The organism is Streptomyces sp. NBC_00988, from assembly GCF_045162645.1.
GTDB lineage: Bacteria > Actinomycetota > Actinomycetes > Streptomycetales > Streptomycetaceae > Streptomyces.
Genome location: NZ_CP108730.1, coordinates 655,393 through 680,241 on the forward strand (window position 1 = coordinate 655,393; position 24,849 = coordinate 680,241).

The window sequence follows — 24,849 nt, forward strand, 5'->3', positions numbered from 1 at the left end:
CGGCATGTCCTCCTCCCTCCCTTCCCTCTACCGCGGCGTCACCGCTCCCCTGCTGACCGTCGTCGCCTCGGGTGCGACCCTCGTGCTGCTCGCCGCCTGCGGTGGTGGCGGGGGCGGCACCCGTGACGAAGGTGTGGCCTCCATCGCCACCCCCTCCGCGCATGCCGCGACCACGGCCGACCCGGACTCCGGACACGTACGGATCCGTCTCGACGACAGCCAGGAAGACGTCAACAGGCTCTGGGACGCCTGGAGTCACTGTCTTGAGGAACACGGCGTGCCGTCCGGCAGGAAGGCCCCGGCCAACAGCCCCGCGCTCAAGGCCTGCGACTCGAAATACCCACTCCAGCCGGTCGAGATGGACCCGGCGAAGAACCCCCGCTACAGCGACGGCGTACGCGCCATGGTGCGCTGCATGAACAGCCACGGCATCAAGAGCGTTGTCTCCGACGGGAATTGGGCCATGGTCAGCGGAGACAGCATGAATCTGCCCGACTTCGACAAGTACAGGGTCCAGTGCCAGGTCAAGTCCTTCAAGAACGGCGGCTGACGCGAACAGTGCACGGGCGCGCCCGCGTGAGACGCGGGCCGTACGACTTTGGTCGTTCGTGGATGCGACGAACGGATGCTGTGCGCGCGGGCGTTGCTGCATACCGTTGGCGCGTGAATGCGAAGACGATGGCCCTCGATGTCCGGAGCCGGCTGGGCGCGGCAGGCATGTGGTCCCGGCGGCAGATCGTCGGCGAGACGGTGCTGGCCGTCGTCCTGGCCCTGTGCATGGCCGTGACCCAGACGAGCGACGGCGCTCTGCGGATGGTCGCCGTCGGGGCCGTCGCCGCGGCGATCTCTCTGCTGCGGCGGGCGTTCCCCGTCGGCGCCCTGCTCATCACGGGTGCGGTCGCCGGTGCGCTCGGTGGTTTCGGGTTCGTGCTGATCGTGGTGAGCTGGTCGGCGGGCGCGCGGATCGAGGCACCGCGCCGGGCGCTCGCGTTCTTCACGGCCACCTACGTCCTCTACGTCGGGCTGTCCGTCCCCAGCCCGTCGCAGCCGCTGTCCGCCGTACAGACGCTGGTGTTCACCACGCTCGCGTTCCTGGCGACGGGAGTCGTGCCCGGCCTGGCCAGTCGCAACCGTGCCCAACGCCGCACGCTGATGCGCGCGTTGCACGAGCACAACGCCCAACTCCTGCGCGAGCGCGAGATGATCGCGTCCCACTCACGTCTGCGCGAACGGCAGCGCATAGCGCAGGACATGCACGACAGCCTCGGCCACCAACTGGCCCTGATCGCCGTCCACACGGGCGCGTTGGAGGTCGACCGCGAGCTGACGGGCGGGCAGCGCGAGGTGGTCGGCGTGCTGCGGGAGGCGTCCGTGTCCGCGATGCACGAACTGCGGGAGGCGGTCGGCATCCTGCGTGACGGCACCCCCGATCAACTGCGGGACAACGAGAGCGAGTTGGAGCCCCAGGCCCGGGGCGTGGCGGGGATCGGAGGCCTGGTGGACGCGTCGCGGGGCGCCGGGACGGCCGTAGCGCTACGGCGTACGGGTCAGGCGCGTCCGCTGGCTCCCGCGGCTGACCACGCGGCGTTCCGGATCGTGCAGGAGGCGCTGACCAACGCCCTGAAGCACGCGCAGGGCGCCGCGATCGCCGTCGAACTCCGTTACGAGCCGGACTCCTTGGTCGTCGAGGTGGCCAACGGGCCGGTGCCCGCGCTGACTTCGGCCGTACGACGGACCGTGGTGAGCGGCGGGCAGGGGCTGACGGGGCTGCAGGAACGGGCCCGGCTGGTCGGCGGCATGGTGCACGCGGGGCCCGCAACGGACGGCGGGTTCCGTATCGCGGGCGTGCTGCCCTACGGTCCCGGGTCGCCGCGCGCGTCGGAGAGCGGCCGGTGGCCGGCGGACCCGGGGCCGGACGGAGCGACCTTCGTCGATGCGGCGAACGACTTCCGGGGGCAGAGCGAGGGGGCGGTGCCCGGCGACGGTGGTGCGGACATCGACTGGTCCGGTGCGCCGGACAGGCAGAAGGAGTTCGACATCGCCATGGGACGCAAGAAGAAGGGCGTCGTGATCGGATGCGGCGCCGCAGTGCTGACCTTCCTGGTTCTCGGGGTGGTTGCCGTCGTGCTGATCGTCAACCTGGTGGGGAAGGAGGGCGACAAGCTCATGCTCGATCCGAAGGTCTACGAGTCGGTGAAGGTCGGGGACTCCGAGACGGCCGTACGGGACAGGCTGCCGCACGGAAAGTCGTTCCTGGCCGGGACCTTGGGTGACGAGGCGCCCGCCGAGCCGGCGGGGGCGAGCTGCTCGTCGTATCTCTCCACGAAGAACTGGCCGACCGGGGGAGGGAAGATGCCCGCCTTCCGCTTCTGCTTCAAGGACGGCAAACTGATCGAGAAGCGGGCCTTCGCGACCAAGTCGTAGTCTTGGGCCGCCCGTCGCCCCCGTCGCACGTCCAGCAGGAGAATCGTGATCAGAGTCCTCGTCGCGGATGACGAACCCCTCATCCGGGCGGGCATCAGGATGATCCTCACCTCCGCCGACGACATCGATGTCGTGGCGGAGGCGGCCAACGGCCGTGAGGCGGTCGAGCTGGTCCGCGCCCACGCCGTCGACGTGGCCCTGCTCGACATCCAGATGCCCGTGCTGGACGGCCTGTCCGCACTGGCCGAACTGCGGCGGGTGGCACCGTCCGTACGTCCGCTGATCCTGACGACGTTCGGCGAGCGGGAGAACGTCCTGCGTGCGCTGAGCCAGGGCGGCGCCGGGTTCCTGCTGAAGGACTCGGCGCCGGCCGAACTGATCCAGGCGGTACGGGCGGCCGCGGCCGGGGACGCGTATCTGTCACCGGCCGCGACGCGTCACGTGGTCGACCAGCTCGCCTCGGGCCAGGCGGTGGCGCGTGGCGAGGAGGCGCGTCGGCGTCTGGAGTCGCTCAGTACCCGGGAACTCGAAGTGCTCGCGCTGCTCGGCGAGGGCCTGTCGAACGCCGACGCGGGCGAGCGCATCCATGTGAGCGAGGCGACGGTGAAGACGTACGTCAGCCGGATCCTGACGAAGCTGCGGTGCGAGAACCGGGTCCAGGCGGCCCTGTTGGCGCGGGACGCGGGGCTGGGACCGGGCTGATCCGCGGATCGTCAGCCGCCGGGCCCGGCTCCCAACTGCTCCATGGGGGGAGAGGTCATGGGGCTCTCCTTGTCGTGGGGGGGGGCAGGGAGATGAGGGGCGGTGAGGGGTGGGATTGTGAGCGCCGACCGCACGCTGCCGGAACGCCGACTACCGCTTGCCGACGGTGTACGTCAGGTGGGTCACCCGGGACGACGGTTCCGTGCGGGTCTGGTTCAGCGTGAGGCGGTCGGGGTCCACGTGGTCGAACAGGCGGATGCCGGTGCCGAGCAGCACGGGTGCGAGCGTGATCGAGAACTCGTCGATCAGGCCGCTGTCCAGGTACTGCTGGATCGTGGCGGCGCCGCCGGCGATGCGCACGTCGCGGTCTCCGGCGGCCTCGCGGGCCTGGTCAAGGGCGCTCTCGATGCCGTCGTCGACGAAGTGGAAGGTGGTGCCGCCCGGCCGTTCCCACCGGTCGCGCCGGGTGTGGGTGAGGACGAACACCGGGGTGTGGAACGGCGCTTCCTCCGGCCATGACAGCTCGCCGCCGTCGAACATGCGCCTGCCCATGACGCTCGCGCCGGTGCGCTCGGACGTCTCCCGCGCGATGTCGTTGTCGCGGCCCTCCTCGCCGCCCTCGCCCAGCTTCAGGTTCTCCCGGAAGAACCGCAGCGGGAACACCCACGCCTGCAGCTCCGACCACTTCGCCATCCAGCGGTGGACCCTCGGGTCGTTCCGGCCTTCGGGCGAGAAGACGTACTCGACGGGCACGTCCTCGGGCGCCATGAAGCCGTCGAGCGACATCGTCACGCTGAAGAACACCTTTCCGGCCATCAGCTCTCCGCTCCCTTCAAGTCGGTCTCGTTCCGGGTGAGTTCGGCGACGTAGGCCGCCAGGTTGCCGAGCGTCTGCTCGCCGCCCTCGATCGCGTGGTACTTCTCCACGGCCTCGTCGCGGAGTTCCTTGGTGGGGAAGACCGTGCGCATCACGATCCGGGTCTCGTCGCCGGCCGGTTCGAAGGCCAGGACCGACTCGAAGGCGTTGGGGTCGTCGCGGGACTCGCCGTGCAGCAGCGAGATCCGCTCGGGCGGGACGATCTCCCGCCAGGTGATCCACTCCTGGTAGTCGGTCCCGTCCGGCCCGTGCATCACGAAGTCCCAGGCCCCGCCGACGCGGAACTCGAAGGACCGCGTCGTAGTGGTGAAGCCCTCCGGTCCCCACCACCGCGACAGGTGCCGGACGCGTGTGAACGCCTCGAACACGAGCTCCCGCGGGGCGCCGATCACCCGGGAGATCACGACCTCGCGATCCGCGGTCGCCTGTGCGGCCTCGCCGCCACTACTGGTCGTCGCCACCATCCGGTCCCTCCTGCCTTGTCTGTTTCAGCTCCTGCACGTACTCGTCCAGCCGGTCGAAGCTCTCGCTCCAGAACCGCTCGAAGCCGCCCACCCACTCGTGGACCGGCCGCAGCCCGCGGGCGTCCAGGTCGTACAGCCGCTGCTTGCCCGCCCCGCGGACCCGCACCAGCCCGACCTCCCGGAGCACCCGCAGGTGCTTGGACGCCTGCGGCTGGGTCATCCCCAGGTCCCGCGCCAGGTCGTTCACCGGCCGCTCGCCGCCCCGCAGGAGCAGCAGGATCTCCCGCCGCTGTGGTTCGGCTATCGCGTTGAACGCGTCCGAGGTCGTCGCCGCTCGTGCCATGGCGCCATCATATGCCCATATCGGAATGTGTCAACGCCCCGACGGACGGCCAACCCAACCCCGGCCGCGCGCCCCTGATGGCGGCCGCGGTGCGCCTCGTGTCCGAGCGCGGCACGACGGACCTCCCGGTCACCGATCTCGCCGAGGCGGCGGACGTCAGCCGGCGCCTCGTCTACCTGCAGTTCGGGGACCACGACACCCTCCTGACGGAAGCCGCGATCGACCTGGTGAGACGCGAGCTGCTCCCCCGGGCCGGAGACGGCGGCGACACCTCCGAGGGAGTGGCCGCGCTGGCGCGGCACTTCGCGGAACACCGCTCCTTCTACCGCCCGATGCTGACCGGCTCCTGCGCCTTCGCCATGACCAGCACACTCAACAAACTCCTCGGCTCCCTCAACAGGCCCGCCGTCCACAAGCTGTTCGGCGACCTGGACCAGCAGACGGCGGACGACCTCTCGGAGTTCATCGCGGGCGGAGCCGCCACGCTCGTCAACAACTGGGAGATCGACGGCACGGCCCCCCTCGCCCCCGAGGAACTCACGAACCGTCTGCTCCGCCTCGCGTCCACCCTCACCTTCAGCCGCCAAGTGCCAGCAGCCGGAGGCGACCCCCGATGAACCTCGGCAGCCATCTCGCCCAGCGCCTCCTGCACCTGCCCCCGCCCTCGACCCGAGACCTCACCGTCGAGCACGACCTGCGGGTCCCGATGCGCGACGGAGCCGTCCTCCTGGCCGACCGCTGGACCCCGAGATCCGGCCCCGCCGGCCTCCCGACCGCGCTCATCCGCATCCCGTACGGCAGGACGGGCATGATCGCCGCGCAGCTGGCCAGGCCGCTGGCCGAACGAGGATTCCAGGTGCTGATCCAGAGCATCCGCGGCACCTTCGGCTCCGGCGGCGACTTCGACCCCCTGCGCCGCGAACGCGAGGACGGCCTCGACACGGTGCGGTGGCTCGTCGAGCAACCCTGGTGCGGCGAGGCGGTCGTGCTCTACGGCGGCAGCTACCTGGGGTTCGCCCAGTGGTCGATGGCAGGCCAACTGCCGCCGCAGGTCAAGGCGTTGATCCCCTCGGTCTCCGAATCCGCCTTCACGCTGGAGTTCCTCCGCAAGGAGTCGTTCTCCCTGGAGGCGACCTTCGGCTGGGGCCTCCAGGTCGCGGGCCAGGAACGCCGGGGAGCGATGCTCCGCCAAGCGCTACGGCTCCGGAAGGAACGACGCGCCTGGTACACGTTGCCGCTGAACGAGGCCGACACCGCCGCCGTCGGCCGCCGTTCCGACTACTTCCAGAACACCCTCGACCACGACGCCGACTCAGCGTTCTGGTCCGTGCTCGACCACAGTTCCCGGGTCGCCGACCTCACTGTGCCGGTCAGCACGGTAGGCGGTTGGTACGACATCTTCCTGCCCGGCCAACTCCGCGACTTCCAGGCATTGCAGAGCGCGGGACGGGAGGCCCGGCTCACCGTCGGACCGTGGGCGCACATCTCCATGGGCGTCGGCGTGACGGCGACCTCCGAGGCCCTCGACTTCGGTCTGGCCCACGCCCGCGGCGAGAAGCCGTTCGACCGGGCCCCGGTGCGCCTGTTCGTGATGGGCGTGGACACCTGGCGCGACTTCCCGTCCTGGCCCCCGCCGGGCTACGCCCCGCAGCGCCTCCACCTCCACCCCGCCGGTGCCCTCGCCGCCGACCCACCGGACGAGTCCGCCCCGGACAGCTACCGCTACGACCCGGCCGACCCCACGCCCGCGGTCGGCGGCGTCCGCATGCCCGTCGGGGTCAGGTCGGGCCGCGTCGACAACACCGATCTGGAAGCCCGGCCGGACGTCCTCACCTACACAACTCCCGCCCTGGACAAGGACGTCGAGGTCGTCGGCGAGGTGAGTGCCGAGATCTGGTTCCGCTCCAGCCTGCCGTACGCCGACGTGTTCGTCCGCCTCTGTGACGTGGACGAGAAGGGCCGCTCCACGAACGTCAGCGACGGCCTCATCAGCCTCACCGACGCCGACGAGACGACGTGCGCGACGGTCCGACTCTGGCCGACGGCCTACCGTTTCAAGCACGGCCACCGCATCCGCGCCCAGATCTCCAGCGGCGCATTCCCCCGCTACAACCGCAACCTCGGCTCCGGCGAACCCCGAGCGACCGCCACCACGCTCCGGGCCGCCGACCAACAGGTGCTCCACACCCCGGCCCACCCTTCTGCGGTGATCCTGCCGATCGGGGCACCGAACTGACCAGACCTGGTGGGCCGTTGACGCACTAGCGGACATCCCGTAGAACCATTCCGGGAATTGCGGGCATCCCTTACGACCTCAGGCCGATGTGGCTCAAGGGGCCGGCGGGCTTCAATGGCCCACATGCCCAGCGAAGTCGAATGCCCGCAGTGCCATCACACCTTCGATTCCGGCGAGGTCCGCCCGGTCGATCCCGGCGTGGTGCGCTGGTTGACCGAGGAGTTGACCTGGTCGGGCCAGGAACCCAGCGAGCGCATGTACTCGGACTATCTCTACTCGGCCGGTGACACTCCCGTTTCCCGTCAGCGCTTCGTCCAGGACCTCGCCCACCTGGGCGTGCCGGAGATACGGGACCCGGACGGCACCTGCTTCCTCGTCAGAAAGTGACCAACTCCCCGAACAGGTCAGGCACATGCCCGAACTACAGCCACTCCACACCGACCACGCCCCGGCGGTTCTGGCCTTCGAGCTGGCGAACCGCTCCTACTTCGCCACCTCGATCTCCGACCGCGGCGACGCCTTCTTCGACGAGTTCGCCGCCGGTTTCGACGCCCGGCTGGCCGAACAAGAGGCCGGCATCTGCGCCTTCTACGTGCTCGTAGCCGAGGACGGCTCGGTCCTCGGCAGGTTCAACCTGGTCGACATCACCGAGGAACACACGGCGACACTCGGCTACCGGGTGGCGCAGCACGTCACCGGCCGGGGCGTGGCGACGGCAACTGTCAAGGAACTGTGCCGACTGGCCGCCTCACAACACGCCCTGCGCACGATCAGAGCGGCCACCTCCCACGGGAACATCGCATCCCAAAAGGTACTGACCAAGGCCGGCTTCGTCCCGGTCGGCCCCGCCCACCCGTCCAACCTCGGCGGAAAGCAAGGCACTTGGTACCAGCGCGACGTCTAGGTCCAGCACCCATCCAGAAACACTCACTCCAACAGGGCAAGCAGCTCCGCCGCGGGCAAGGGATACCGCGTATGCCCACCCGGCCCCGTGACCCGAGCAGCGGTCAACAGCGCATTGAGAACCGCCTCCTCCACGGCGTCCAGCACGGCGCCGAACAGAAGATCCAGCCCGGCATCGGGCACCACGGCGGGCCCGGCCGGTGTGCCCAGAGGACGGGTACCCAGGGCAAGGCCGTAGTCGCCACTGCCATTGCTGTAACCGGCGCCGACCCGTGCCAGCGCGTAGACGGAGCGACGGGCGAGCCGCGTCAACTGGCGGGAGTCCAGGGGCGCGTCGGTGGCGGTCACGATCATGCAGGAGCCGGTCTCCGGACCGGGACCGGACTCGTCCGCGGGAACGCCCACGTCGGCGGGAGTGACCGTACGGCCCAACACCCGTAGCGTTCCACCGAAGTTGGCCTGCACCAGTACACCGAGCGTCGCTTCTTGCCCCGCGACCGGCACACGCCGCGACGAGGTGCCGATGCCCGCCTTGAAGCCGAGCGCGGTCATCCCGGTGCCCGCACCCACCGACCCCTCGGCGACCGGACCTGCCGACGCCGACTCAAGTGCGGCGCGGACGTGTTCCTCCCGGACCGGACGCGACCGGATGTCGGAGAGGAGCCCGTCATTGCACTCCCCGACCACCGGATTCAGGCTCCGGGCGTCGGCGCCCTCGGGCCGTTCCAGGATCCACCCCACCAGGGCGTCCGCGACCCGGAAGGCGGACAGGGTCGAGGTGAGCAGCACGGGGGTTTCCAGCGCGCCGAGTTCGGCGATCTGCGTGGTGCCGAGGAACTTGCCGTAGCCGTTGCCCGCGAACACCCCGGCGGGCAAGGGGCTTCCGGGGCCCACACCTTCAGGCACGATCGCGGTCACGCCGCTGTGCACGCGCGGCGGGTGGATCAGTGTCGTGTGCCCGACGCAGATGCCGGGCACGTCCGTGATCGCGTTGTGCGTTCCGGTGGGCAAGTCGCCGATGCCGAGCCCGAGTTGACGGGCTCGGCGGGGCGCACTGGGCACTTGGGGGCTTGGCGGCACAGGCATGGCGAGACACTACGACACCGCCGGTCCCCCGGCCCTGACGATCAACGCAGCTACGCGGACCGTCAGCCCGCGGCGAGGAGTTCGAGCGTGTCGATCACACGGTTGGAGAAACCCCACTCGTTGTCGTACCAGGCGACGACCTTCACATGGCGGCCGTCGACGCGGGTGAGGGCGGAGTCGAAGATCGACGAGGCCGGGTTGCCAGTGATGTCGGAGGAGACGAGCGCGTCGTCGGAGTATTCGAGGACGCCCGCGAGGGGGCCCTCGGCCGCGGTGCGGTAGGCGGCGAGCACGTCCTCGCGGGTCACGTCGCGGGAGACGGTGGTGTTGAGTTCGACGATCGATCCCACCGGTACGGGCACGCGGATCGAGTCGCCCGACAACTTGCCCTCCAGGTTGGGCAGTACATGCCCGATCGCCTTCGCGGCGCCCGTCGTGGTCGGCACGATGTTGACGGCGGCGGCGCGGGCACGGCGGGCATCGCGGTGCGGGCCGTCCTGCAGGTTCTGCTCCTGCGTGTAGGCGTGCACCGTGGTCATGAATCCGTGCTCGATACCGGCGAGTTGGTCGAGCACCGCGGCGAGGGGTGCCAGCGCGTTGGTCGTGCAGGAGGCGTTCGAGACGATCGTGTGCGTGGCCGGGTCGTACGCGTCGTTGTTGACCCCGAACGCGAGCGTGACGTCGGCGCCGTCCGAGGGCGCGCTGACAAGTACCTTCCGCGCGCCCGCGTCGAGGTGGGCACGGGCGGCCTTGGCGGAGGTGAAACGGCCCGTGGCCTCCAGCACGAGGTCCACTTCGAGCTCGGCCCAGGGCAGGTCCGCCGGTTCGCGCTCGGCAAGGACCTTGATGCGCCGGCCGTCGACGACAAGGGTGTCCCCGTCGACGGTCACGGGGCGGCCGAGCCGGCCGGACGTCGTGTCGAAGGCGAGCAGCCGCGCCAGAGTGGCGGGCTCCGTAAGGTCGTTGACGGCGACGACCTCCAGCTCGCTGTCGCGTTCGAGCAGGGCGCGCAGCACATTGCGTCCGATGCGGCCGAATCCGTTGATGGCAATGCGAGTCATGAGTTGTGTCCCTTCGGTTCCCCACCAGGCTCGCGCGCGGCAGCCGACGCGGACAGTGGCGCGATCGCCACGGTTCAAAAGGATCTCGCCACACCGTCGACAGGGCGGGCTACTCCCCCTGCGCGAAGGTCCGCCGGTACTCGCTCGGCGTCGTACCGAGAAGACGGTGGAAGTGCAGCCGGAGGTTCGCGCCGGTGCCGAGACCCACGTCGGCGGCGATCTGCTCGACACTGCGCTCGGAGCGTTCGAGCAGCTCGCGGGCCATGTCGATGCGGGCGCGCATGACCCACTGCATCGGCGTGTAACCGGTCTCGTCGACGAAGCGCCGCGAGAAGGTGCGCGGCGAGACCGCGGCCTGCCGGGCTAGCGTCTCCAGGGTGAGGGGCTCGCCGAGCCGGTGCAGCGCCCACTCACGGGTGGCGGCGAACCGTTCACCGAGCGGCTCGGGCACACTGCGCGGCACGTACTGCGCCTGCCCGCCGCTGCGGTAGGGAGCCGCGACCAGCCGCCGGGCCGCGTGGTTGGACGCGGCCACCCCGAGGTCGCCGCGCAGGATGTGCAGGCACAGGTCGATACCCGAGGCGGCGCCCGCCGAGGTGAGCACGCTGCCCTCGTCGACGAACAGGACGTTCTCGTCGACCTGGACGAGCGGGTACTTCGTCGCGAGCGCCCGCGTGTAGTGCCAGTGCGTCGTGGCGCGCTTGCCGTCGAGCAGCCCCGTGGCGGCGAGCGCGAAGGCCCCGGTCGAGATCGCGGCGAGCCGCGCGCCCCGGTCGTGCGCGGCGATCAGCGCGTCCAGGACACCCTGCGGCGGGTCCTCGCGGTCCGGGAACCGATACCCGGGCAGGAACACGATGTCGGCCCAGGCCAGCGCGTCGAGCCCGTCGGCGACGTGGTACGACAGCCCGTCGCCCCCGGTCACCAGCCCGGGCGCCGCACCGCACAACCGCACCTCGTACGGCATGCTCGCCCGTGTCGTGAACACCTGCGCGGGGATCCCGACGTCGAGCGGCTTGGCGCCTTCGAGGACAAGGACGGCGACTCGACGCAGGCGGGCGGTGGACACGGGAACAGCCTACGCAGGCCTACGGCCGACCGTTCACGGAGCCGTACCGGTCCGCCGCAGGTCAGACCTTCCAGGAGCGCAGCTGGTCGGCGACGGCGAGGACCCCGACACGCGTGTCCCGGATCTTGCGGACGAGGTCGGAGAGGGCGCCGTAGGGCGGGTCGATGCCTTCGCCGGACTGGCCCATGTACTGGGCGGCGACGAACGCGGCGTAGAGGCTGTTGCGGTGCGGCAGCGGCTCCAGGCGCACGATGGTGTGCATGAGCGCGGCCGCCCGCCAGGCGGCGTCCGGGTCGGCAGCGGCGAGGGTCGGCAGCTTGGTCTTGTGCCGGGATACGGCGGCCACGAGCGCGGAGTAGTCGGAGACCGACATGTCCTCGTGGCCGAGGGCGGCTTCCTGGACGTCGAGCAGCCACGAGACGTCGATGTACAGGTGCATCAGGCGGCCGCGGCCCCGTCACGCTCCGAAGGCGGCACCTCGTCGGGGAAGGCGTCGTCGAACTCCCCGCGCAGCCGCTCGGCCCACACGGAAGCACCGGCGACGAACTGACCGCGCTGCATCTCACGCACGCCGAGGTCGTGCAGATACTGCTTGAGGCTCTTCCCCTCGGCCGCGGCGGCCGCGCGCACTCCCTCAAGTTCCTCTTCGGTGAAGGACACATTCAGTGATGGCATGCTGCGATGGTACCTAGTTGGTGCCACCGGTGCGAGGGCCCCGCCCCGCATAGCGGTCGCGCATGGCGTCCCCGGCCGCGGGTCCGGCCGTGAAGACATACGTGTCACTGTCGTCGAGCCGGCGGCCGGTCCCGGCATCGACCACGACGGGCTCGACCTCCTCGCCGCTCCGCGCGTCGACCAGGATCATGCTGCGATCCTCCGGTGCCAGGCGGGAGTTGCCCCACGCGGCGAGGGCGACGATCACCGGCCGGAGGGAGTGTCCGAGCTCGGTCAGCACGTACTCGTGGCGGACGGGGTTGGTCTGGTAGGGCCTGCGTTCCAGCAGCCCGTCCTCGACGAGGGTCCTCAGCCGGGTGGTGAGCATGCTGGAGGAGATGCCCAGGCTCTCCTGGAACTGGTCGAAGCGGCGGTAGCCGTCGAAGGCGTCGTGGAGGATCAGCAGCGTCCACCACTCGCCGACATGCTGCACCGTCGTGGACAGCGGACACTCCCGGTCCTCCAGCCTGATCCGGCTTGCCACGGCGACCATCCCCTCAGTTACTGCTAAAGTCGAAGTCACTAGCTTCTATTTTAGCAGTAACACCTGGGCCGACCCCACCGTCCGAACCCGCCACCACCGTAGGGACCGTCATGCACGACAACCGACTCCAGGACATCGCCCCGAGCGCCCTGCCCCCGGCGATCACCCGCTACCTGAACGCACACCGCGCCCACGACACCGCCTCCGCCGTCACCGCGTTCACCCACGACGCCGTGGTGATCGACGACGGGAACACCTACGAGGGCATCGCCGCGATCGAGCGGTGGCTGGGTCGGGCCGCGTCCGAATTCACGTACACCGTCCGTCTCACCGGCGCCCAGCGGGCCGACGCCACCCACTACGTCGCCACACACCACCTCGAAGGCAACTTCCCCGGTGGCACCGTCGATCTGCGCTACCGGTTCACACTCCGCGACGACCTCGTCGAACGCCTCGTCATCGAACCCTGAGCACGGCCGGAACAACGGGGTCGCCGATCGAGGAGCCGCCTCCTAAGCTGCCGGAATGATCTCTGGCGACTACCTCTCCGAACTCTTCTCGCTGGACGGCCGAGTCGCCGTCGTGACAGGCGGCAGTTCCGGCATCGGCCGGGCCGCCGCCGGAGCGCTCGCGCGAGCGGGGGCCGAGGTGGTCGTGGTGGCGCGCAAGGAACAGGAACTGACCGCCACGGTCGACGAGCTGACGGCGGAGGGATGCCGGGCGGCGTGGGTGAGCGGCGATCTGGGCACTCGGGACGGCGTCCGGGCGGCGGCGGAAGCGGCAGCCGAGGTGTTCGGCGAGCCGGACATCCTCGTGAACAGCGCCGGGATCAACCTGCGCCCGCCGATGGGTGAGTTGAGCGAGGACGTGTGGGACACCACGATGGCCCTGAACCTGGAGGCGCCGCACCTCCTGGGCCGGCGCTTCGGTCCGGGCATGGCCGAACGGGGCTTCGGCCGGATCATCCACATCACCTCCCAGCAGGCGCACCGCGCGTTCGCCCAGAGCGGCGCCTACGGCGTCTCCAAGGGCGCGCTGGAGTCCCTGGCCCGCTCCCAGGCCGAGGCCTGGTCCCCGCACGGCGTCACCTGCAACACCCTGGTCCCCGGTTTCGTGATGACCCCGCTCAACGAACGGCTGTCGTCCGACCCGGAGATGGTGGCGGCCCTGGCCGCGCGCACCCTGATCGGCCGCAACGGCCTCGCGGAGGACTTCGCGGGCGCGGTGGTGTTCCTGGCGAGCCGCGCCTCCGCCTACGTCACCGGGCAGTCGGTCTTCGTGGACGGCGGATTCTCCGTCCACTAGCCCAACACCGGCTGCACCTCAGCCGGTTGGGAAGCCGTCCACCACTACGACGCCCCGCTCCCCCGCCGCAGAAAACGGATCACGGGATGCCCGGGGTCGTGGCCGACCTCGGCGCGGACGCCGTAGACGTCCTTGATGAGGGCCGGGGTGAGGACCTCGGTCGGGGTGCCCTCGGCCACCGTGCGGCCGGTGTCGAGGACGAGCAGGCGGTCGCAGTACATCGCGGCGAGGTTGAGGTCGTGCAGAGCGATCACGGTGGTGACCGGGAGGTCGGCGATCAGGTCGAGGAGGTCCAGCTGGTGCTGGATGTCGAGGTGGTTGGTCGGTTCGTCGAGGAGGAGTTCGCGGGGTTCCTGGGCCAACGCGCGGGCGATCTGGGCGCGTTGGCGTTCGCCGCCGGAGAGGGTGTGCCAGGACTGGGCGGCGCGGTCGGTGAGGCCGGTGCGTTCCAGGGCCTCGGTGACGGCGCGGGCGTCGGCGGCCGACGCCGGTGACCAGGCGCGGCGGTGCGGGATGCGACCCAGGGCGACGACCTCGCAGACGGTCAACTCGGTCTGGGTGTGGGTGTGTTGCTCGACGGTGGCGATACGGCGGGCGGTCGCGCGGCGCCCGACCTCGGGGAGCGGGCGCCCGTCCAGCGTGACGACTCCGGCGGAGGCGGGGAGGACCCCAGCCAGGAGACGCAACAGCGTTGATTTTCCTGACCCGTTGGGGCCGAGCAGGCCGACGGTCTCCCCAGGTCGCAGGGCGAGCGTGACGCCGTCGACGATGAGTTGGCCGTCGGTGCGGCGGGCGACCCGGTCCGCGTGCAGGCCGGTGTCCGGAGCGGGGGTGCTCATGTCTTCCTCCGGCCCCGGTGCAGGACAATCACGAACGCGGGTACGCCGATCAGTGACGTCACCACCCCCACCGGCACCTCCTGGGGATCGACGACGGTACGGGCGAGGGTGTCCACCCACACCAGGAAGACGGCTCCGGTCAGCGCGGTGATCGGCAGCAGTCGTACATGCCCGGAACCGGTCAACGCGCGGGTGACGTGCGGCAGGACCAGGCCGACGAAGCCGATCGCCCCGGCGCAGCTGACCAGGACGGCGGTGAGCAGCGCCGTGGCGCAGAGCAGGATCAGCCGGGCGCGGGCGACGTTCACGCCCAGGCCTGCGGCTGCCTCCTCGCCGAAGGCGAACGCGTCCAGCGTGGTGGCATGGCCCAGGCAGACGACCAGCACGAGCGCCAACGCGCCCGCGCAGAGCAGCACTTGGCCCCAGTCCGCGCCGGAGAGCGAGCCGAGCAGCCAGAAGAGCACGCCCTTGGTGGTCTCGGCGTCCGCCGACGTCAGCACCGTGAACGACGTGAGTGCGGAGAAGAGTTGCATGGCGGCCACGCCGGACAGCACCACCCGGTCCATGCTCGCGCCGAGGCTGTGGCTGAGCAGCATGACCAGCCCGAAGGAGAGCAGCGCACCGACGAACGCGCCCGCCGACAGCGACACGGCCCCGCCGCCCACCCCGAGCACGACCACAGCGACCGCCCCCGTGGACGCCCCGGACGAGACGCCGAGCACGAACGGGTCCGCCAGCGGATTGCGCAGCAGGGACTGCATGACCGCGCCGCACAGCGCGAGCCCTGCGCCGCAGACGGCGGCGAGCAGCGTGCGGGGCATGCGCAGGTCCCAGACGATGCCGTCCCGCAGCGGAGCAAGGGTGCTTTCGCCGCCGCCGAGGTGGGACGCGACCGACGCCCACACGTCGGCCGTGGAGATGTCGGCAGGTCCGATGGTCACCGCGAAGGCCACGGAGACCAGCAGCGCGACCAGCCCGCCACCCGTCAACAGCAGGGTACGGACGGTCACTTGGCGAGTCCGAAGTCGCGCAGGCCGGCGGCGACCTGCTCGATCCCTTCGACGGTGCGGATGGAGGGGTTCATCGCCTGGCCGCTGAGCAGGATGTACCGCTTCTTCTTGACGGCGGTGAGGTTGCGGGTGGCGGCGTTGGTCTCCAGGAAGTGGATCTTCGCCTCGGCGGTCTCGGCGGTCTGCGACTTGCGGGTCAGATCGCCGAGGACGATGACGTCGGGGTCGCGGTCGGCGACGGTCTCCCAGTTGATCTGGGGCCACTCGTCGTGGGTGTCGGAGAAGGCGTTCTTCGCACCGACGGCACGGGTGATGGCGCCGGGAGCGCCGCAGCAGCCGGCCAGGTAGGGCGACTGAGAGTTGGCGAACCAGTACATGAGGGAGGTGTCCGAGGCGTCGAGACCGGTGGTCGCCTTGGTCACCCGCGCCTTCAGCTGGGCCACGAGCTGGTCGCCGCGCGCCTTCACGCCCATCGCACGGGACAGGTCGCGTATCTCGCCGTAGACGCTGTCGAGGGTGAGCTGTGTGCTGCGCGAACCGTCGCCGCCGCTGTCGTTGTCCTTGCCCGCGCAGTCGGACGGCGAGACGTACGTCGGCACGCCCAGCTTCTCGAACTGTTCGCGGGTCGCGACCCCGCCCTTGCCGAGCGTCGAGACGAAGGACGCGGTGACGAAGTCGGGTTCGGCGTCGAGGACCTTCTCGAAGGAGGGCGCGTTGTCGGCGAGGCGCGGCACGGTCGCGTTCGCCTTCGCCAGGCCCTTGAGCACCGGGTCGGTCCAGGTGGCGGTACCGGCGATGCGGTCGGCGAGGCCGAGCGAGAGCAGGATCTCGGTGGTGCCCTGGTTGAGGGAGACGACCCGCTCGGGGGCCGACCTCAACGTGACCTTGTGCCCGCAGTCGGTGAGGGTGAGCGGGAAGCCCGCGGCGGACTTCTCCGTCTCGCCGTCGGCACTGTCGCCGTCGGATCCGCCGCACGCGGTGAGCAACAGGGCGGGCGCGACGAGGAGTGCCGCGGTACGGCGGCGCAGCGGGACGGGGGCGGTACGGAGCACGGGCATGCCTTGCCTGTCGGGGCTCGAACGCGGAGCCTGGCCTACGAACTCCCCCTCGCCGAGGGCGAGAAGGCGCCAGCAGGTCTTCGGACTCGGGTTCGTCCGGACGGGGCGCCTTCCCGGCGCGTCGCACACCGGCTCCTTCGGCCGGCCCGCGTCGCCCCAGTGGCGTCGATTGCCCCGCCCGTCCCCCTCACCGCTGCGCGTCAGTTCCGGATTCCCACCGGATTCCCTGGCCTCGGTTGTGGCACGACTGGCCCGCACAACGTATCAAGATCGCCCGACGACTCCGGCCACGGGGTGCGGTGCCGTGCTGGCCTCATGGCACAGTGCCCGCCCCGCGGACTTTCCTCCGGTTCCGTCCAACCCCTGTGCGGCACGCCCCGCGCGGCGGATCGTGGAGGCCCCGACCCGCTCGCACGGAGGTCCAACGGCCATGCCCCAACTGATCGTTGTCGGTGTCGACGGATCCACGGACAGCCGCATCGCGGCCGACTGGGCAGCAACGGAAGCCGAGTTGCGCGGCCTCCCCCTGCGGGTCGCACACGTCTCGACACTCCCCGACGAGCAACTCCTCACCACCTGGCCCTACTTCCGCGAGCCCTCTCCCGACGCCCTCGTCACGTCACTCGCGAAGGACCACCCCGAACTCCGGGTCGAGGTGGTCGCCCTCACCGGAGAGGCCGTACCGGCGCTGCTCCCCCTGGCCGCCGAGGCCGACTGCACGGTCCTCGGCCTGCGCGGTACGGGCGGTTTCGCGGGCCTGGCCCTCGGTTCCGTGGCTCACGGGGTCGCCGAGCGCTCCGCGGGGCCGGTGGTGCTGGTGCCGAGCGGGTTCGTCCGCAGTCACCGCGGGCGGTCACCGTACGGCGTGACGCTGGGCGTCGACGGCGGCGAACTGCCCGGCGCCGTCGTCGACTTCGCCTTCGACGCCGCCTGCCGTCGCGGCACCGGCCTGCACGTCGTACACGCCTGGCGACTGCCCTCGCCCGCCGAACACTGGATGCCGTACGCACCGCCCGAGAAGGACCGGGGTCGTTGGGAGGACCAGGAGACACAACGCCTCTCGGACACGTTGCGGCCCTGGCGGGAGAAGTATCCGCACGTGGGTGTCTACGAGGATCTCCGCCTCCAGAGCCCGGCGGCCGCCCTGGTCCAGGCGTCGGTCTCCGCCTCGGCCGAACTGCTGGTGATCGGCCGCGCGGGCCGGACCCTCGGCCCCACCCCGCACGCCGTACTGGAACACACCGCCTGCCCGGTGGCCGTAGTCCCGCACCACCCATGAGAACAGCTCTGCCCGCTACGCTTCGATCCGGTGGCCTGGGACCGCGTCGTCGAGGTCTACCGCAAGGGCGGCACACCCCGAGCGCGGTGATCGCATCGATCACCGCGCTCGCCGTAGAAGTGGAAAAGGTGGAAGAAGCCGTTACGCCGGGACGGGGTCCGACTCCTGCGAGGGCGTACTGGCGTCCGGGCGGGCCGGGTTGAGGAGGCGTTCGGCGAGGGGGGCGAAGATCAGGCCGAGGGCCGTCCAGAGGATGAGCTGCGCGGCGACCGAGTAGAAGCGGAAGTTGAAGAGCACGTCGGCGGGGAAGCCCGGGTAGACGATGGTGCCCTTGTCGTCCTTCAGCGGCAGTGGTGTCTCGGTGGCCTGGTTGCCGAAGTTGGCCTTGTTGTACGAGAGATGGCCCAGCTGCGGCAGGAGCAGCATGACGATCCCGATCGCGACGACGAACGCGGCGCCGGCGAGGAGGGTCGCGTTCCAGTTGCCGAAGCGTGCCTGGAGGTGCTTGCCGAGGTAGACGGCTCCCGCGAGGAAGGCGACGGAGCACACGACCATGATCAGGTACAGGGCGCTGCGCTGCTGGATGGTCTCTTCGTGACCGATCGCGGGCGGGTTGGCCGGGTACTTCAGGAACGGCACCAGGTACATGCCGAGGAACCCGCCGCCGGCGACGAGGAGCGCCAGGTTGCGTGCCCGCAGCCCGCCGGTGCGGCCCAGGCAGACGGCGTAGGCGACGGCGAACAGGGCGCCCATCGCCATGCCGAAGAAGATCATGCCGACGCCGATACCGACGTTGGCCTGGATGGTGCGGCTGAACAGGTCGGGGTCGGCGGCCTCGACGGGCAGGCCGGCCGCCTTGTCCAGGGCGTTCTGGGCGGCGTCACGGCCGCTCTCGTAGTCGATGGCCTTGGCGATCTGCGGCTCGGCGAAGATGCGCGCGAACACGAAGGCGAGCAGGCCCGCGACTGCGCCGGCGAGTATGCCGCGCAGTATGAGCTTCTTTTCCATGTCGAGTTGTCCGTACGTCCGGGTGCCGGCGGAGGGTCAGTGGCAGGGGAAGCCGAGGAAGTGGCGGGCGTCGTGGACGAACTCGTGGACGTGCATGTCGTTGCCGAACACCGACACGGCGCCCTGGTCGACACCGACGAAGTAGTAGACGGCCAGCGCGATCAGCGCGGTGCCGACCAGCCAGACGATCGACTTCGAGACCGGCAGGACAACCGGCGTGGACACCGGACGGGTGGTGGAAATGCTGCTGCTCAAGGTGAGCCCTCCTTCGGGATCGTGCGTCCCTTGCGTGTACGGGCGAGTGAAGGTTCAGTGTCTGACTCGCCCTCCACCTTCCGGCGGCGGGCTCACAGTGGCGCGACCGTGCTGGAATTCCACCAGCTTCCTTATGCCATCACTACAGGGGGAGAGTACGGCGCGTCTCTCCAGGGCGTCAATCAGGCCCGTTCCGCGTACGGCTCCTGACAGAACCGTGTGTGCGCTGGGAGTTGTCTGCCGGCGCCCCTCCCGTCACCGCTTCGACGTGAGCCTCAGGTCGACCTCCTGTTCCTGGTCTCCCGAGGCCGTGCCCCGCTCGTCCACCGCGAACGCGACGCTCAGCGCCTCACGCAGCTGGCCGACGGCGACGTAGCCGCCCTGGAGCGTGGCGGAGACCGAGCCCTCCAGGGGGATGGGGTCGGTCGGGATCCATTCCTGCGTCGGCTCGAACTCGGCGGTCCACACGGCGGTGCGGTCACCCGGTTGTTCCTGGGGCACGTCGTCGGCGGGCCGGTCGGTGGGGAACGCCGTCCGCAGGACGCCGAAGACGGTGCTGGCGTCCTCCTTGGACGCTCCGGTGAGGGACACGGTGGCCATCGGGGTCACTCTCCTTGGGGTCATCGAGTGGGGCGACGGTCGGCCGGATTCAGTGGCCGAGGGCCTTCGCCAGTTGCTGCTTGTTCATCGACGAACGGCCGTCGACACCGCGCTCCTTGTTCACGGTGCGCGCTGCGATCTCCTTCGCCCGGCCCGTTTTCCGGCGATTTCCCAGGTACCCGCCGTCCGGCGCTTCTCACGCGGCCCCCGGAACACGCTGATCCCATCTGATGTGCGGCCCGTGCGCGGTGCGAGCAGACGGCCACCGAACGGATGAGCGTGTGGGCCCCCGTGACCGGCCCGGGCGGCGGGCCGGGGTCACACGGGTGGCGTACTCGCGTGGCGTGGTGGCGGGCGGCCGCCTAGTAATGGACTGGATCAGCTTGTTCATCGCGCTTCGGGGGGCGATAGCAGCATCACCCTCTTCATGGAGCCGAGCATGACCATCCGCTCTTTCTCGCCCAGCCCGGACCAACCCGACATACCTCACGGCACTCCGGCCCACGCGTTCGCGCCCTCCGACGGAGGGCCGGCCGACGGAACGCCGCCGACGTCACGTCCGACGCAAGAGGGTTCCGCCCAGCCCGGCCCCGAGGGCGAGAACGTCGATCCGATGCACCGCCTGGTGCACGCCGCCGTCGCAGACCGGCCGCTCGACGAGGTCCTCCAGCTCATCACCTTGCTGGAGCAGTCACCGAAGTACGCGCAGGCCACCGTCGACGCCCTGCGGGCGGTCGGTGTCGACCGGTCCGTAGAGGACGTCACACGACTTGTGGCCCTGCTGACCCAGCCACCGCGCGATCCCGAGTCCGCCGACGAGGCGATCCGCGCCGCCGCCGAGAACCGGCCCGTGGAGGACGTCACCCGGCTGATGGCCCTGCTGCAGCGGGCTCAGGTGGAGCCGCACTGCGGCGAGGAGATGGTACGGGCCGCGGCCGGCCGGCCCGTCGAGGAACTCGTCCAGTTGATCGGCCGCCTGGCCGAGGAACAGGACGCCTCCACCCGGGCCCCGGGATCGGCGACAGAGAGGTCCACGGCTCCGCTGCACGAAGCGCCCGGACGGACCCCCGCGGACACTCACGAGCCGGAACCCGCAGATGACCGCCCGGCCGCTCGTCAGCGCCGCGCACGACGTCCGCGTACGACGACCCGCCGCACCGCTCCCCCGGTCTGGCCGAGGCTGATCGCGTCGGCGGTGCTCATCCTGTGCGGGCTGTCGTACTTCCCGCTGCACCGGGACGGAGCCTCCGCTACCGCCTACGGGTTCGCGCTCGGTGTCTCGATCCTGTGCGTCCTGCTGGCACCGGCGCTGGTCCTCCAGGGCGGCCTGTTCGTGCTGGCCGTGTCCGTGGTGGTGCCGGCCGCGCTGGCCGCCCTCCAGCTGTTCGACGGGCGGTTCCACTCCTCACGCCTCTCCCAGGCGTTGCGGATCACCGCCGCGCCGCCCTGGTTCGCCGGGCTGATCGCCGTACTCGCCGCACTGGCGGCGCTCACGGCGCTGCTCGCGCTGCTGGCCTCGCGGCGGTTCGGCCGGCAGCTGGACCTTCCCGGCCATCCCGATCACCGGGCGCTGGCCGACGCGAACCAGACGCCTCAGTAGGGGCGGTCCCGCTCAACGGGCGGTGGCGCCAGAGCTGTTCACGGCGTCACCGCTCGCTGACGGCACGCTCGACGCCGAGGCCGCGGGGCTGGAGGCGGCGCTGTGGCTCGGTTCGGCACGGGAGCTGGAGCTGTTCTCCGGCTCCGCGCTCGCGGACGGTGAGGCGGTGCCGTCCGAATGCGACCCCGCGCTGCTGGACGTGAGCGGCGTGGGTGTCGGGCTGTGTGCGGGAGCGTTCTTTCCGGCCGAACCGCCGCCCAACGACGTTCCGTTGCCGGATTCGTTCCTGACCGCGGCCGCTATCGGCTTGCCCATGATGAGTTCGCCCGCGGTCAGGGTGACCATCGCCAGGGCGAACACCAGGCCTGTCGCCAGCGCGTACTTCTTCCAGCCGATGGACCTCCAGAAGGACCCGGACGTGCTCCGGTAGGTGGTCACCGACTCGTCGTCGGAGGAGGCGTCGGCGGGATCGTCGGAAGGCGCGTCGGACGGTGGCGCAGCACCGGCCGAGGTGCCGTCCCGTAACGCGAACGCCGCCCGGGCGTCCGCGCGTTGCATGGCCCGCTCCTCACTCGGCGTCAGCGCCATCGCCACCGACGGCACCCTTCTGCGGATGCCCTCGCCCGTCCGTCGGAAGGCGTGCTGGAAGACCGCCGCGCCGGTGGTGGCGCTGGCACTGACCACGGCGGCGCCGATGATCGTCCCGGCCACCCCCAACAGGGACGCCAGCACCGCGCCCACCACGGTGGCAAGCGCACTCGCCACCACCTGCACAGCGGTCAGATCGAGCACCTTGCGCTTCGGCTCCTGCTTCTTCTCATCCTTTTTGTGACTCTCCATCAACGTCCTTCAACATCCCTTTGACAGTTCCCGGAGCACGACAGCCATCGAAGAGGCATGTGCAAGGTGTCGACTGCCCTGTTGGCGGTGTTTCACCTCAACTCGAACCAACAGGGCTGGACTTCACCGGTGCCGTCAGTCCGACGACTGCCCCGTGAGCGCCTCGGTGAACGGCGTGACAGGGCGCTCCACGATCTCGCCGTCCACGAAGATGTCGACCGCCTCGTTGTAGAAAGCGAGCAGATCCTTTACGGCGCCCACCGCGGGCAGCGGTTCCGGATAGCTCCAGACGATGTTCGCCAGGACATCGGAAACGCCGGCCTCGCCGCGCCACGACCAGTACGTGGCGGTGCCTTTGTAGGGGCACCCGGTGCTGAGGCCGGTCGGCTCGAACAGGTCCAGGCGGACGTCTTCGCGCGGGATGTAGTACCGGGTCGGGAGACCGGTCTCGAAGAGCAGGACCGGGCGGTGGGTGTCGGCGACGACCGTGCCGTCGATCTCGACCCGGACCTGGCGGCTGCTGGGGATGGCGTCGACTCGCTTGTGCGGGTCACGGGGGTGGATGAAGATCTCTTCCTCCTCCTCGTACCAGTGGTCCAGGCCCCGCCCGACCCGCCGGAACCACTCGAAGGCGATGTACCCGGCCAGGTCGTCGGCCGGGTAGGTCCAGGCCGCGTTCTCCACCAACTCGCCGCCGATTTCGAGGTCGTAGAAGACGCGTGATCCGGTGTGCGTGCCGGTCGGCGGGTTCTTCGCCGGGCGGAGCAGGTCCTCGCGGACCTCGTCGTGGGGGAAGGCGTAGGTCGGTACCGGTACGGCCGGCTCCCATACGAGGACGGGGTGCCTGCTGTCCACGACGGTGGTGTCGCCCTTGCGGCCGCGTACCCAGCGGGGGCTCGGCTCCCAGAGGAGGCCTTCGGGGGTGGTCCTGACGTCTCGTGCGGTGGGGAAGGTGCTCATGATCATTGCTCCGTGATCCGTAGGTGGTACGGCGGGCCGGGAGGCCGGTGCGGCTGACCGTTGCTTGCCAGTTTGCGGTGGTGGAGGGTTCACTGGTCGGGTGCCGACCTTCGCCACCACGCTGACGGGCTTCTGGCCCTCGCGTCGTGTCCACGTCTTCGACGTGTTCTGTTGCCGTGCGCCGTCCCCGACTCCCGCACAGCACCTCTGAGAACACACGAGACGAGAACCGAGGTCCACCATGTCCGTGACCGATGAACTGCTGGCCAACAACGCCCGTTACGCCGAGACCTTCGACGGCCCGCTCCCCCTTCCGCCCGCCAGGCACCTCGCCGTCGTGGCCTGCATGGACGCCCGGCTCAACGTGTACGCGATCCTCGGCCTGAACGAGGGCGAGGCCCACGTCATCCGCAACGCGGGCGGTGTCATCACGCAGGACGAGATCCGCTCGCTCGCGATCAGCCAACGGCTCCTGGGCACCGAGGAGATCATCCTCATCCACCACACGGACTGCGGCATGCTGACCTTCACCGACGACGGCTTCAAGGCCGCGGTCGAGGAGGACACCGGCATCCGCCCGTCCTGGGCGGCGGAGGCCTTCACCGATCTGGACGCCGACGTACGGCAGTCGATCGCCCGCATCAAGGCCAACCCCTTCGTCGTGCACAAGGACCGGATCAGGGGCTTCGTCTTCGACGTGGCCACCGGGAAGCTCAACGAAGTCGGCTGAGAACCATCCGGCCGGGCTGATCGAAAATGACCGAAGAGGATATAAGACGCCCCTGCGGTCGCCGAATTGGATCGATCCGCGACGGAATTGGACGTCCTCTGACCGCGATGTTTAGTGCGCAAAAATGACTTTGCATGGAGGGCGGGGACAGCTCAACCGCCCCGCCCTGCGCGGTAGTTTCCTTTCGGGTACACGGAGGAGGAAACAACCAAATGGACGAGCCGATTCGTCGAGGGCGCCTGCGGCTGCCCTCCGGGCACATTCACGGGAGCAGCCTCAATGCAGGGTAACCGGGTCGAGAATTCCGGGTCCTATGGCCTCGCGCTCCTGCCCAGCGCGTGGCCCCTTCCCTTGCCGCACCCGAACGCGCGGCATTGTGCACCGGGATCGACTCCCCGTCATCGGCGATTGATCCGGTGATCGCGGACCTCGGTTTCGCGGCCTTCGCCGAACGGAACCGCCCGCGCTACACGCTCTACGCCAGGGCTCGGCTGTCCGCGGTCGCACGTTCCACGGCTGTCGTGGAAGCCACGCTGGTGTCCGCCCACGAGCGGTGGGAGTGGCTGATGAGTCAGCCCTGCCCCGCGGCCGAGGTCTGGGAGGAACTCCGCCGTCAGGTCGAGCGGCGGGGCGAGCGTGCCGCGTCGCAGGACCCGGTCCTGGCCGCGCTGTACCAGCGGCTCCCCAACGCGTGCGCGGACAGCGTGGTGTTGTGCCGGCGGCTGGGGTTTCCCCTCGCCGAGGCGGCCGAGTTGATGGGGGTCGAACCGTCCGCGGTCGAAGCGGGTCTCGCCGCCGCGCGTCGGACCTTCCCTCAACTCATCGGTGTGGAGGCGCCCTTGAGGCACCTCTGACCGCTCCAGCGCCCCTTCTACTTCCTCCCGGCGTACGCGGTCTCCTCGCAAACGCTCCGATCCGCCACCTTTCGCCGACCTGCGCCACGGTTCACCCGAACCAGCGGTGGTGCGGCCCCGTGCCGCCCTCCTAGGATGGGCAACTCCACTTC

30 protein-coding genes and 2 riboswitches are annotated in these 24,849 nt (G+C 70.2%); of the genes, 13 read left to right on the forward strand and 17 right to left on the reverse strand.

What is annotated here, in order from left to right; all coding sequences use genetic code 11:
• Positions 1–4 precede the first annotated feature (4 nt).
• The 3 genes from OG496_RS02960 (at position 5) to OG496_RS02970 (ending at position 3,126) form a co-directional block, all read left to right on the forward strand.
• A complete protein-coding gene (locus OG496_RS02960) occupies positions 5–550 on the forward strand; it encodes a hypothetical protein (protein ID WP_405969426.1) in 546 nt (181 codons plus the stop codon).
• A gap of 128 nt (positions 551–678) precedes the next feature.
• A complete protein-coding gene (locus tag OG496_RS02965; RefSeq protein ID WP_405976553.1) occupies positions 679–2,424 on the forward strand; it encodes a sensor histidine kinase in 1,746 nt (581 codons plus the stop codon).
• Between the two features lie 45 nt (positions 2,425–2,469).
• Entirely contained in the window at positions 2,470–3,126 is a 657-nt protein-coding gene (locus OG496_RS02970) for a response regulator (RefSeq protein ID WP_405969427.1), read from the forward strand.
• 150 nt (positions 3,127–3,276) lie between these two features.
• Here the strand turns inward: OG496_RS02970 and OG496_RS02975 are convergent, their stop codons facing one another.
• The 3 genes from OG496_RS02975 to OG496_RS02985 are packed head-to-tail and all read right to left on the reverse strand — an operon-like array spanning position 3,277 to position 4,809.
• Positions 3,277–3,942 carry a dihydrofolate reductase family protein gene (locus OG496_RS02975; protein WP_405969428.1) on the reverse strand — a complete coding sequence of 222 codons (666 nt, stop codon included), beginning with the start codon at positions 3,940–3,942 and terminating at the stop codon, positions 3,277–3,279.
• Positions 3,942–4,463 (reverse strand): SRPBCC family protein, encoded by a 522-nt coding sequence (locus OG496_RS02980; protein ID WP_366492960.1) that lies wholly within the window; start codon positions 4,461–4,463, stop codon positions 3,942–3,944. Before OG496_RS02980 ends, OG496_RS02975 begins: the two co-directional genes overlap by 1 nt.
• Entirely contained in the window at positions 4,447–4,809 is a 363-nt protein-coding gene (locus OG496_RS02985) for an ArsR/SmtB family transcription factor (RefSeq protein ID WP_405969429.1), read from the reverse strand. Before OG496_RS02985 ends, OG496_RS02980 begins: the two co-directional genes overlap by 17 nt.
• A gap of 11 nt (positions 4,810–4,820) precedes the next feature.
• Here OG496_RS02985 and OG496_RS02990 point away from each other — a divergent pair, with 11 nt between their 5' ends.
• The 4 genes from OG496_RS02990 (at position 4,821) to OG496_RS03005 (ending at position 7,949) form a co-directional block, all read left to right on the forward strand.
• Positions 4,821–5,426 carry a TetR/AcrR family transcriptional regulator gene (locus OG496_RS02990; RefSeq protein ID WP_405969430.1) on the forward strand — a complete coding sequence of 202 codons (606 nt, stop codon included), beginning with the start codon at positions 4,821–4,823 and terminating at the stop codon, positions 5,424–5,426.
• A complete protein-coding gene (locus OG496_RS02995) occupies positions 5,423–7,045 on the forward strand; it encodes a CocE/NonD family hydrolase (protein ID WP_405969431.1) in 1,623 nt (540 codons plus the stop codon). Before OG496_RS02990 ends, OG496_RS02995 begins: the two co-directional genes overlap by 4 nt.
• 123 nt (positions 7,046–7,168) lie before the next feature.
• Positions 7,169–7,432, forward strand: a complete 264-nt coding sequence (locus OG496_RS03000) for a hypothetical protein (protein WP_405969432.1) — start codon at positions 7,169–7,171, stop codon at positions 7,430–7,432.
• Positions 7,433–7,457: 25 nt separating this feature from the next.
• Positions 7,458–7,949: a GNAT family N-acetyltransferase gene (locus OG496_RS03005; protein ID WP_405969433.1), complete on the forward strand. Its 492-nt coding sequence runs from the start codon at positions 7,458–7,460 to the stop codon at positions 7,947–7,949.
• Positions 7,950–7,972: 23 nt separating this feature from the next.
• Here the strand turns inward: OG496_RS03005 and OG496_RS03010 are convergent, their stop codons facing one another.
• The 6 genes from OG496_RS03010 to OG496_RS03035 all read right to left on the reverse strand — a co-directional run bounded on the left by OG496_RS03010 (position 7,973) and on the right by OG496_RS03035 (position 12,368).
• Positions 7,973–9,034 (reverse strand): P1 family peptidase, encoded by a 1,062-nt coding sequence (locus OG496_RS03010; protein ID WP_405969434.1) that lies wholly within the window; start codon positions 9,032–9,034, stop codon positions 7,973–7,975.
• 62 nt (positions 9,035–9,096) lie between these two features.
• Positions 9,097–10,095, reverse strand: a complete 999-nt coding sequence (gap, locus tag OG496_RS03015) for a type I glyceraldehyde-3-phosphate dehydrogenase (RefSeq protein ID WP_327406799.1) — start codon at positions 10,093–10,095, stop codon at positions 9,097–9,099.
• Positions 10,096–10,204: 109 nt separating this feature from the next.
• Positions 10,205–11,161 (reverse strand): helix-turn-helix domain-containing protein, encoded by a 957-nt coding sequence (locus OG496_RS03020; protein WP_366492811.1) that lies wholly within the window; start codon positions 11,159–11,161, stop codon positions 10,205–10,207.
• A gap of 61 nt (positions 11,162–11,222) precedes the next feature.
• Positions 11,223–11,600, reverse strand: coding sequence for a toxin Doc (locus OG496_RS03025; protein WP_366492810.1), 378 nt, complete (start codon positions 11,598–11,600; stop codon positions 11,223–11,225).
• Complete coding sequence (locus OG496_RS03030) at positions 11,600–11,836, reverse strand: hypothetical protein (protein WP_366492809.1); 237 nt, start codon at positions 11,834–11,836, stop codon at positions 11,600–11,602. Before OG496_RS03030 ends, OG496_RS03025 begins: the two co-directional genes overlap by 1 nt.
• Positions 11,837–11,849: 13 nt before the next feature.
• Complete coding sequence (locus OG496_RS03035) at positions 11,850–12,368, reverse strand: winged helix-turn-helix transcriptional regulator (RefSeq protein WP_405969435.1); 519 nt, start codon at positions 12,366–12,368, stop codon at positions 11,850–11,852.
• A gap of 101 nt (positions 12,369–12,469) precedes the next feature.
• On the opposite strand from OG496_RS03035, the gene OG496_RS03040 reads away from it, so the two are divergent.
• A complete protein-coding gene (locus tag OG496_RS03040) occupies positions 12,470–12,829 on the forward strand; it encodes a nuclear transport factor 2 family protein (RefSeq protein ID WP_405969436.1) in 360 nt (119 codons plus the stop codon).
• Between the two features lie 55 nt (positions 12,830–12,884).
• Positions 12,885–13,664 carry an SDR family NAD(P)-dependent oxidoreductase gene (locus OG496_RS03045; protein ID WP_405969437.1) on the forward strand — a complete coding sequence of 260 codons (780 nt, stop codon included), beginning with the start codon at positions 12,885–12,887 and terminating at the stop codon, positions 13,662–13,664.
• A gap of 44 nt (positions 13,665–13,708) precedes the next feature.
• Here OG496_RS03045 and OG496_RS03050 read toward each other — a convergent pair whose 3' ends face one another.
• From OG496_RS03050 to OG496_RS03060, 3 genes are read right to left on the reverse strand one after another with little or no spacing between them, the layout of a single operon-like run.
• The gene (locus tag OG496_RS03050; RefSeq protein ID WP_405969438.1) at positions 13,709–14,503 is read right to left on the reverse strand and encodes an ABC transporter ATP-binding protein; all 795 of its coding nucleotides are present in this window, start codon (positions 14,501–14,503) and stop codon (positions 13,709–13,711) included.
• Positions 14,500–15,513: a FecCD family ABC transporter permease gene (locus OG496_RS03055; RefSeq protein WP_405969439.1), complete on the reverse strand. Its 1,014-nt coding sequence runs from the start codon at positions 15,511–15,513 to the stop codon at positions 14,500–14,502. The genes OG496_RS03050 and OG496_RS03055 overlap by 4 nt, the downstream gene beginning before the upstream one ends.
• Positions 15,510–16,571 carry an ABC transporter substrate-binding protein gene (locus OG496_RS03060; RefSeq protein ID WP_405969440.1) on the reverse strand — a complete coding sequence of 354 codons (1,062 nt, stop codon included), beginning with the start codon at positions 16,569–16,571 and terminating at the stop codon, positions 15,510–15,512. Before OG496_RS03060 ends, OG496_RS03055 begins: the two co-directional genes overlap by 4 nt.
• Before the next feature lie 53 nt (positions 16,572–16,624).
• A riboswitch (cobalamin riboswitch) is annotated at positions 16,625–16,838 on the reverse strand.
• A 163-nt stretch (positions 16,839–17,001) separates the two neighbouring features.
• Between OG496_RS03060 and OG496_RS03065 the strand changes: the two genes are divergently transcribed.
• Positions 17,002–17,850 carry a universal stress protein gene (locus tag OG496_RS03065; RefSeq protein ID WP_405969441.1) on the forward strand — a complete coding sequence of 283 codons (849 nt, stop codon included), beginning with the start codon at positions 17,002–17,004 and terminating at the stop codon, positions 17,848–17,850.
• A gap of 141 nt (positions 17,851–17,991) precedes the next feature.
• On the opposite strand, the gene OG496_RS03070 is transcribed toward OG496_RS03065, so the two are convergent.
• The 3 genes from OG496_RS03070 to OG496_RS03080 all read right to left on the reverse strand — a co-directional run bounded on the left by OG496_RS03070 (position 17,992) and on the right by OG496_RS03080 (position 19,713).
• The gene (locus tag OG496_RS03070) at positions 17,992–18,858 is read right to left on the reverse strand and encodes a CbtA family protein (protein WP_405969442.1); all 867 of its coding nucleotides are present in this window, start codon (positions 18,856–18,858) and stop codon (positions 17,992–17,994) included.
• 36 nt (positions 18,859–18,894) lie between these two features.
• Entirely contained in the window at positions 18,895–19,113 is a 219-nt protein-coding gene (locus tag OG496_RS03075) for a CbtB domain-containing protein (RefSeq protein WP_234444438.1), read from the reverse strand.
• A gap of 57 nt (positions 19,114–19,170) precedes the next feature.
• Positions 19,171–19,244: riboswitch (cobalamin riboswitch) on the reverse strand.
• 124 nt (positions 19,245–19,368) lie between these two features.
• Positions 19,369–19,713, reverse strand: a complete 345-nt coding sequence (locus OG496_RS03080; RefSeq protein WP_366492800.1) for a hypothetical protein — start codon at positions 19,711–19,713, stop codon at positions 19,369–19,371.
• A gap of 439 nt (positions 19,714–20,152) precedes the next feature.
• Between OG496_RS03080 and OG496_RS03085 the strand changes: the two genes are divergently transcribed.
• The gene (locus OG496_RS03085; protein ID WP_405969443.1) at positions 20,153–21,313 is read left to right on the forward strand and encodes a hypothetical protein; all 1,161 of its coding nucleotides are present in this window, start codon (positions 20,153–20,155) and stop codon (positions 21,311–21,313) included.
• Between the two features lie 12 nt (positions 21,314–21,325).
• Here the strand turns inward: OG496_RS03085 and OG496_RS03090 are convergent, their stop codons facing one another.
• Positions 21,326–22,153, reverse strand: a complete 828-nt coding sequence (locus OG496_RS03090) for a hypothetical protein (protein ID WP_405969444.1) — start codon at positions 22,151–22,153, stop codon at positions 21,326–21,328.
• A gap of 135 nt (positions 22,154–22,288) precedes the next feature.
• Positions 22,289–23,113, reverse strand: coding sequence for a DUF427 domain-containing protein (locus tag OG496_RS03095; RefSeq protein WP_405969445.1), 825 nt, complete (start codon positions 23,111–23,113; stop codon positions 22,289–22,291).
• A gap of 241 nt (positions 23,114–23,354) precedes the next feature.
• On the opposite strand from OG496_RS03095, the gene OG496_RS03100 reads away from it, so the two are divergent.
• Both OG496_RS03100 and OG496_RS03105 read left to right on the forward strand, forming a co-directional pair.
• Entirely contained in the window at positions 23,355–23,843 is a 489-nt protein-coding gene (locus OG496_RS03100) for a beta-class carbonic anhydrase (RefSeq protein ID WP_405969446.1), read from the forward strand.
• Between the two features lie 416 nt (positions 23,844–24,259).
• The gene (locus OG496_RS03105) at positions 24,260–24,697 is read left to right on the forward strand and encodes a hypothetical protein (RefSeq protein WP_405969447.1); all 438 of its coding nucleotides are present in this window, start codon (positions 24,260–24,262) and stop codon (positions 24,695–24,697) included.
• Positions 24,698–24,849: the final 152 nt, after the last annotated feature.

What these genes read in the sequence shown, in the direction of transcription:
- OG496_RS02960 (WP_405969426.1), top strand. Translation starts at nt 5, where the DNA reads ATGTCCTCCTCCCTCCCTTCCCTCTACCGCGGCGTCACCGCTCCCCTG.
- OG496_RS02965 (WP_405976553.1), top strand. Translation starts at nt 679, where the DNA reads ATGGCCCTCGATGTCCGGAGCCGGCTGGGCGCGGCAGGCATGTGGTCC.
- OG496_RS02975 (WP_405969428.1), bottom strand. Translation starts at nt 3,942, where the DNA reads ATGGCCGGAAAGGTGTTCTTCAGCGTGACGATGTCGCTCGACGGCTTC.
- OG496_RS02985 (WP_405969429.1), bottom strand. Translation starts at nt 4,809, where the DNA reads ATGGCACGAGCGGCGACGACCTCGGACGCGTTCAACGCGATAGCCGAA.
- OG496_RS02990 (WP_405969430.1), top strand. Translation starts at nt 4,821, where the DNA reads ATGCCCATATCGGAATGTGTCAACGCCCCGACGGACGGCCAACCCAAC.
- OG496_RS02995 (WP_405969431.1), top strand. Translation starts at nt 5,423, where the DNA reads ATGAACCTCGGCAGCCATCTCGCCCAGCGCCTCCTGCACCTGCCCCCG.
- OG496_RS03000 (WP_405969432.1), top strand. Translation starts at nt 7,169, where the DNA reads ATGCCCAGCGAAGTCGAATGCCCGCAGTGCCATCACACCTTCGATTCC.
- OG496_RS03005 (WP_405969433.1), top strand. Translation starts at nt 7,458, where the DNA reads ATGCCCGAACTACAGCCACTCCACACCGACCACGCCCCGGCGGTTCTG.
- OG496_RS03010 (WP_405969434.1), bottom strand. Translation starts at nt 9,034, where the DNA reads ATGCCTGTGCCGCCAAGCCCCCAAGTGCCCAGTGCGCCCCGCCGAGCC.
- gap (WP_327406799.1), bottom strand. Translation starts at nt 10,095, where the DNA reads ATGACTCGCATTGCCATCAACGGATTCGGCCGCATCGGACGCAATGTG.
- OG496_RS03025 (WP_366492810.1), bottom strand. Translation starts at nt 11,600, where the DNA reads ATGCACCTGTACATCGACGTCTCGTGGCTGCTCGACGTCCAGGAAGCC.
- OG496_RS03030 (WP_366492809.1), bottom strand. Translation starts at nt 11,836, where the DNA reads ATGCCATCACTGAATGTGTCCTTCACCGAAGAGGAACTTGAGGGAGTG.
- OG496_RS03035 (WP_405969435.1), bottom strand. Translation starts at nt 12,368, where the DNA reads ATGGTCGCCGTGGCAAGCCGGATCAGGCTGGAGGACCGGGAGTGTCCG.
- OG496_RS03040 (WP_405969436.1), top strand. Translation starts at nt 12,470, where the DNA reads ATGCACGACAACCGACTCCAGGACATCGCCCCGAGCGCCCTGCCCCCG.
- OG496_RS03045 (WP_405969437.1), top strand. Translation starts at nt 12,885, where the DNA reads ATGATCTCTGGCGACTACCTCTCCGAACTCTTCTCGCTGGACGGCCGA.
- OG496_RS03050 (WP_405969438.1), bottom strand. Translation starts at nt 14,503, where the DNA reads ATGAGCACCCCCGCTCCGGACACCGGCCTGCACGCGGACCGGGTCGCC.
- OG496_RS03060 (WP_405969440.1), bottom strand. Translation starts at nt 16,571, where the DNA reads ATGCCCGTGCTCCGTACCGCCCCCGTCCCGCTGCGCCGCCGTACCGCG.
- OG496_RS03065 (WP_405969441.1), top strand. Translation starts at nt 17,002, where the DNA reads ATGCCCCAACTGATCGTTGTCGGTGTCGACGGATCCACGGACAGCCGC.
- OG496_RS03070 (WP_405969442.1), bottom strand. Translation starts at nt 18,858, where the DNA reads ATGGAAAAGAAGCTCATACTGCGCGGCATACTCGCCGGCGCAGTCGCG.
- OG496_RS03080 (WP_366492800.1), bottom strand. Translation starts at nt 19,713, where the DNA reads ATGGCCACCGTGTCCCTCACCGGAGCGTCCAAGGAGGACGCCAGCACC.
- OG496_RS03085 (WP_405969443.1), top strand. Translation starts at nt 20,153, where the DNA reads ATGACCATCCGCTCTTTCTCGCCCAGCCCGGACCAACCCGACATACCT.
- OG496_RS03090 (WP_405969444.1), bottom strand. Translation starts at nt 22,153, where the DNA reads ATGGAGAGTCACAAAAAGGATGAGAAGAAGCAGGAGCCGAAGCGCAAG.
- OG496_RS03095 (WP_405969445.1), bottom strand. Translation starts at nt 23,113, where the DNA reads ATGAGCACCTTCCCCACCGCACGAGACGTCAGGACCACCCCCGAAGGC.
- OG496_RS03100 (WP_405969446.1), top strand. Translation starts at nt 23,355, where the DNA reads ATGTCCGTGACCGATGAACTGCTGGCCAACAACGCCCGTTACGCCGAG.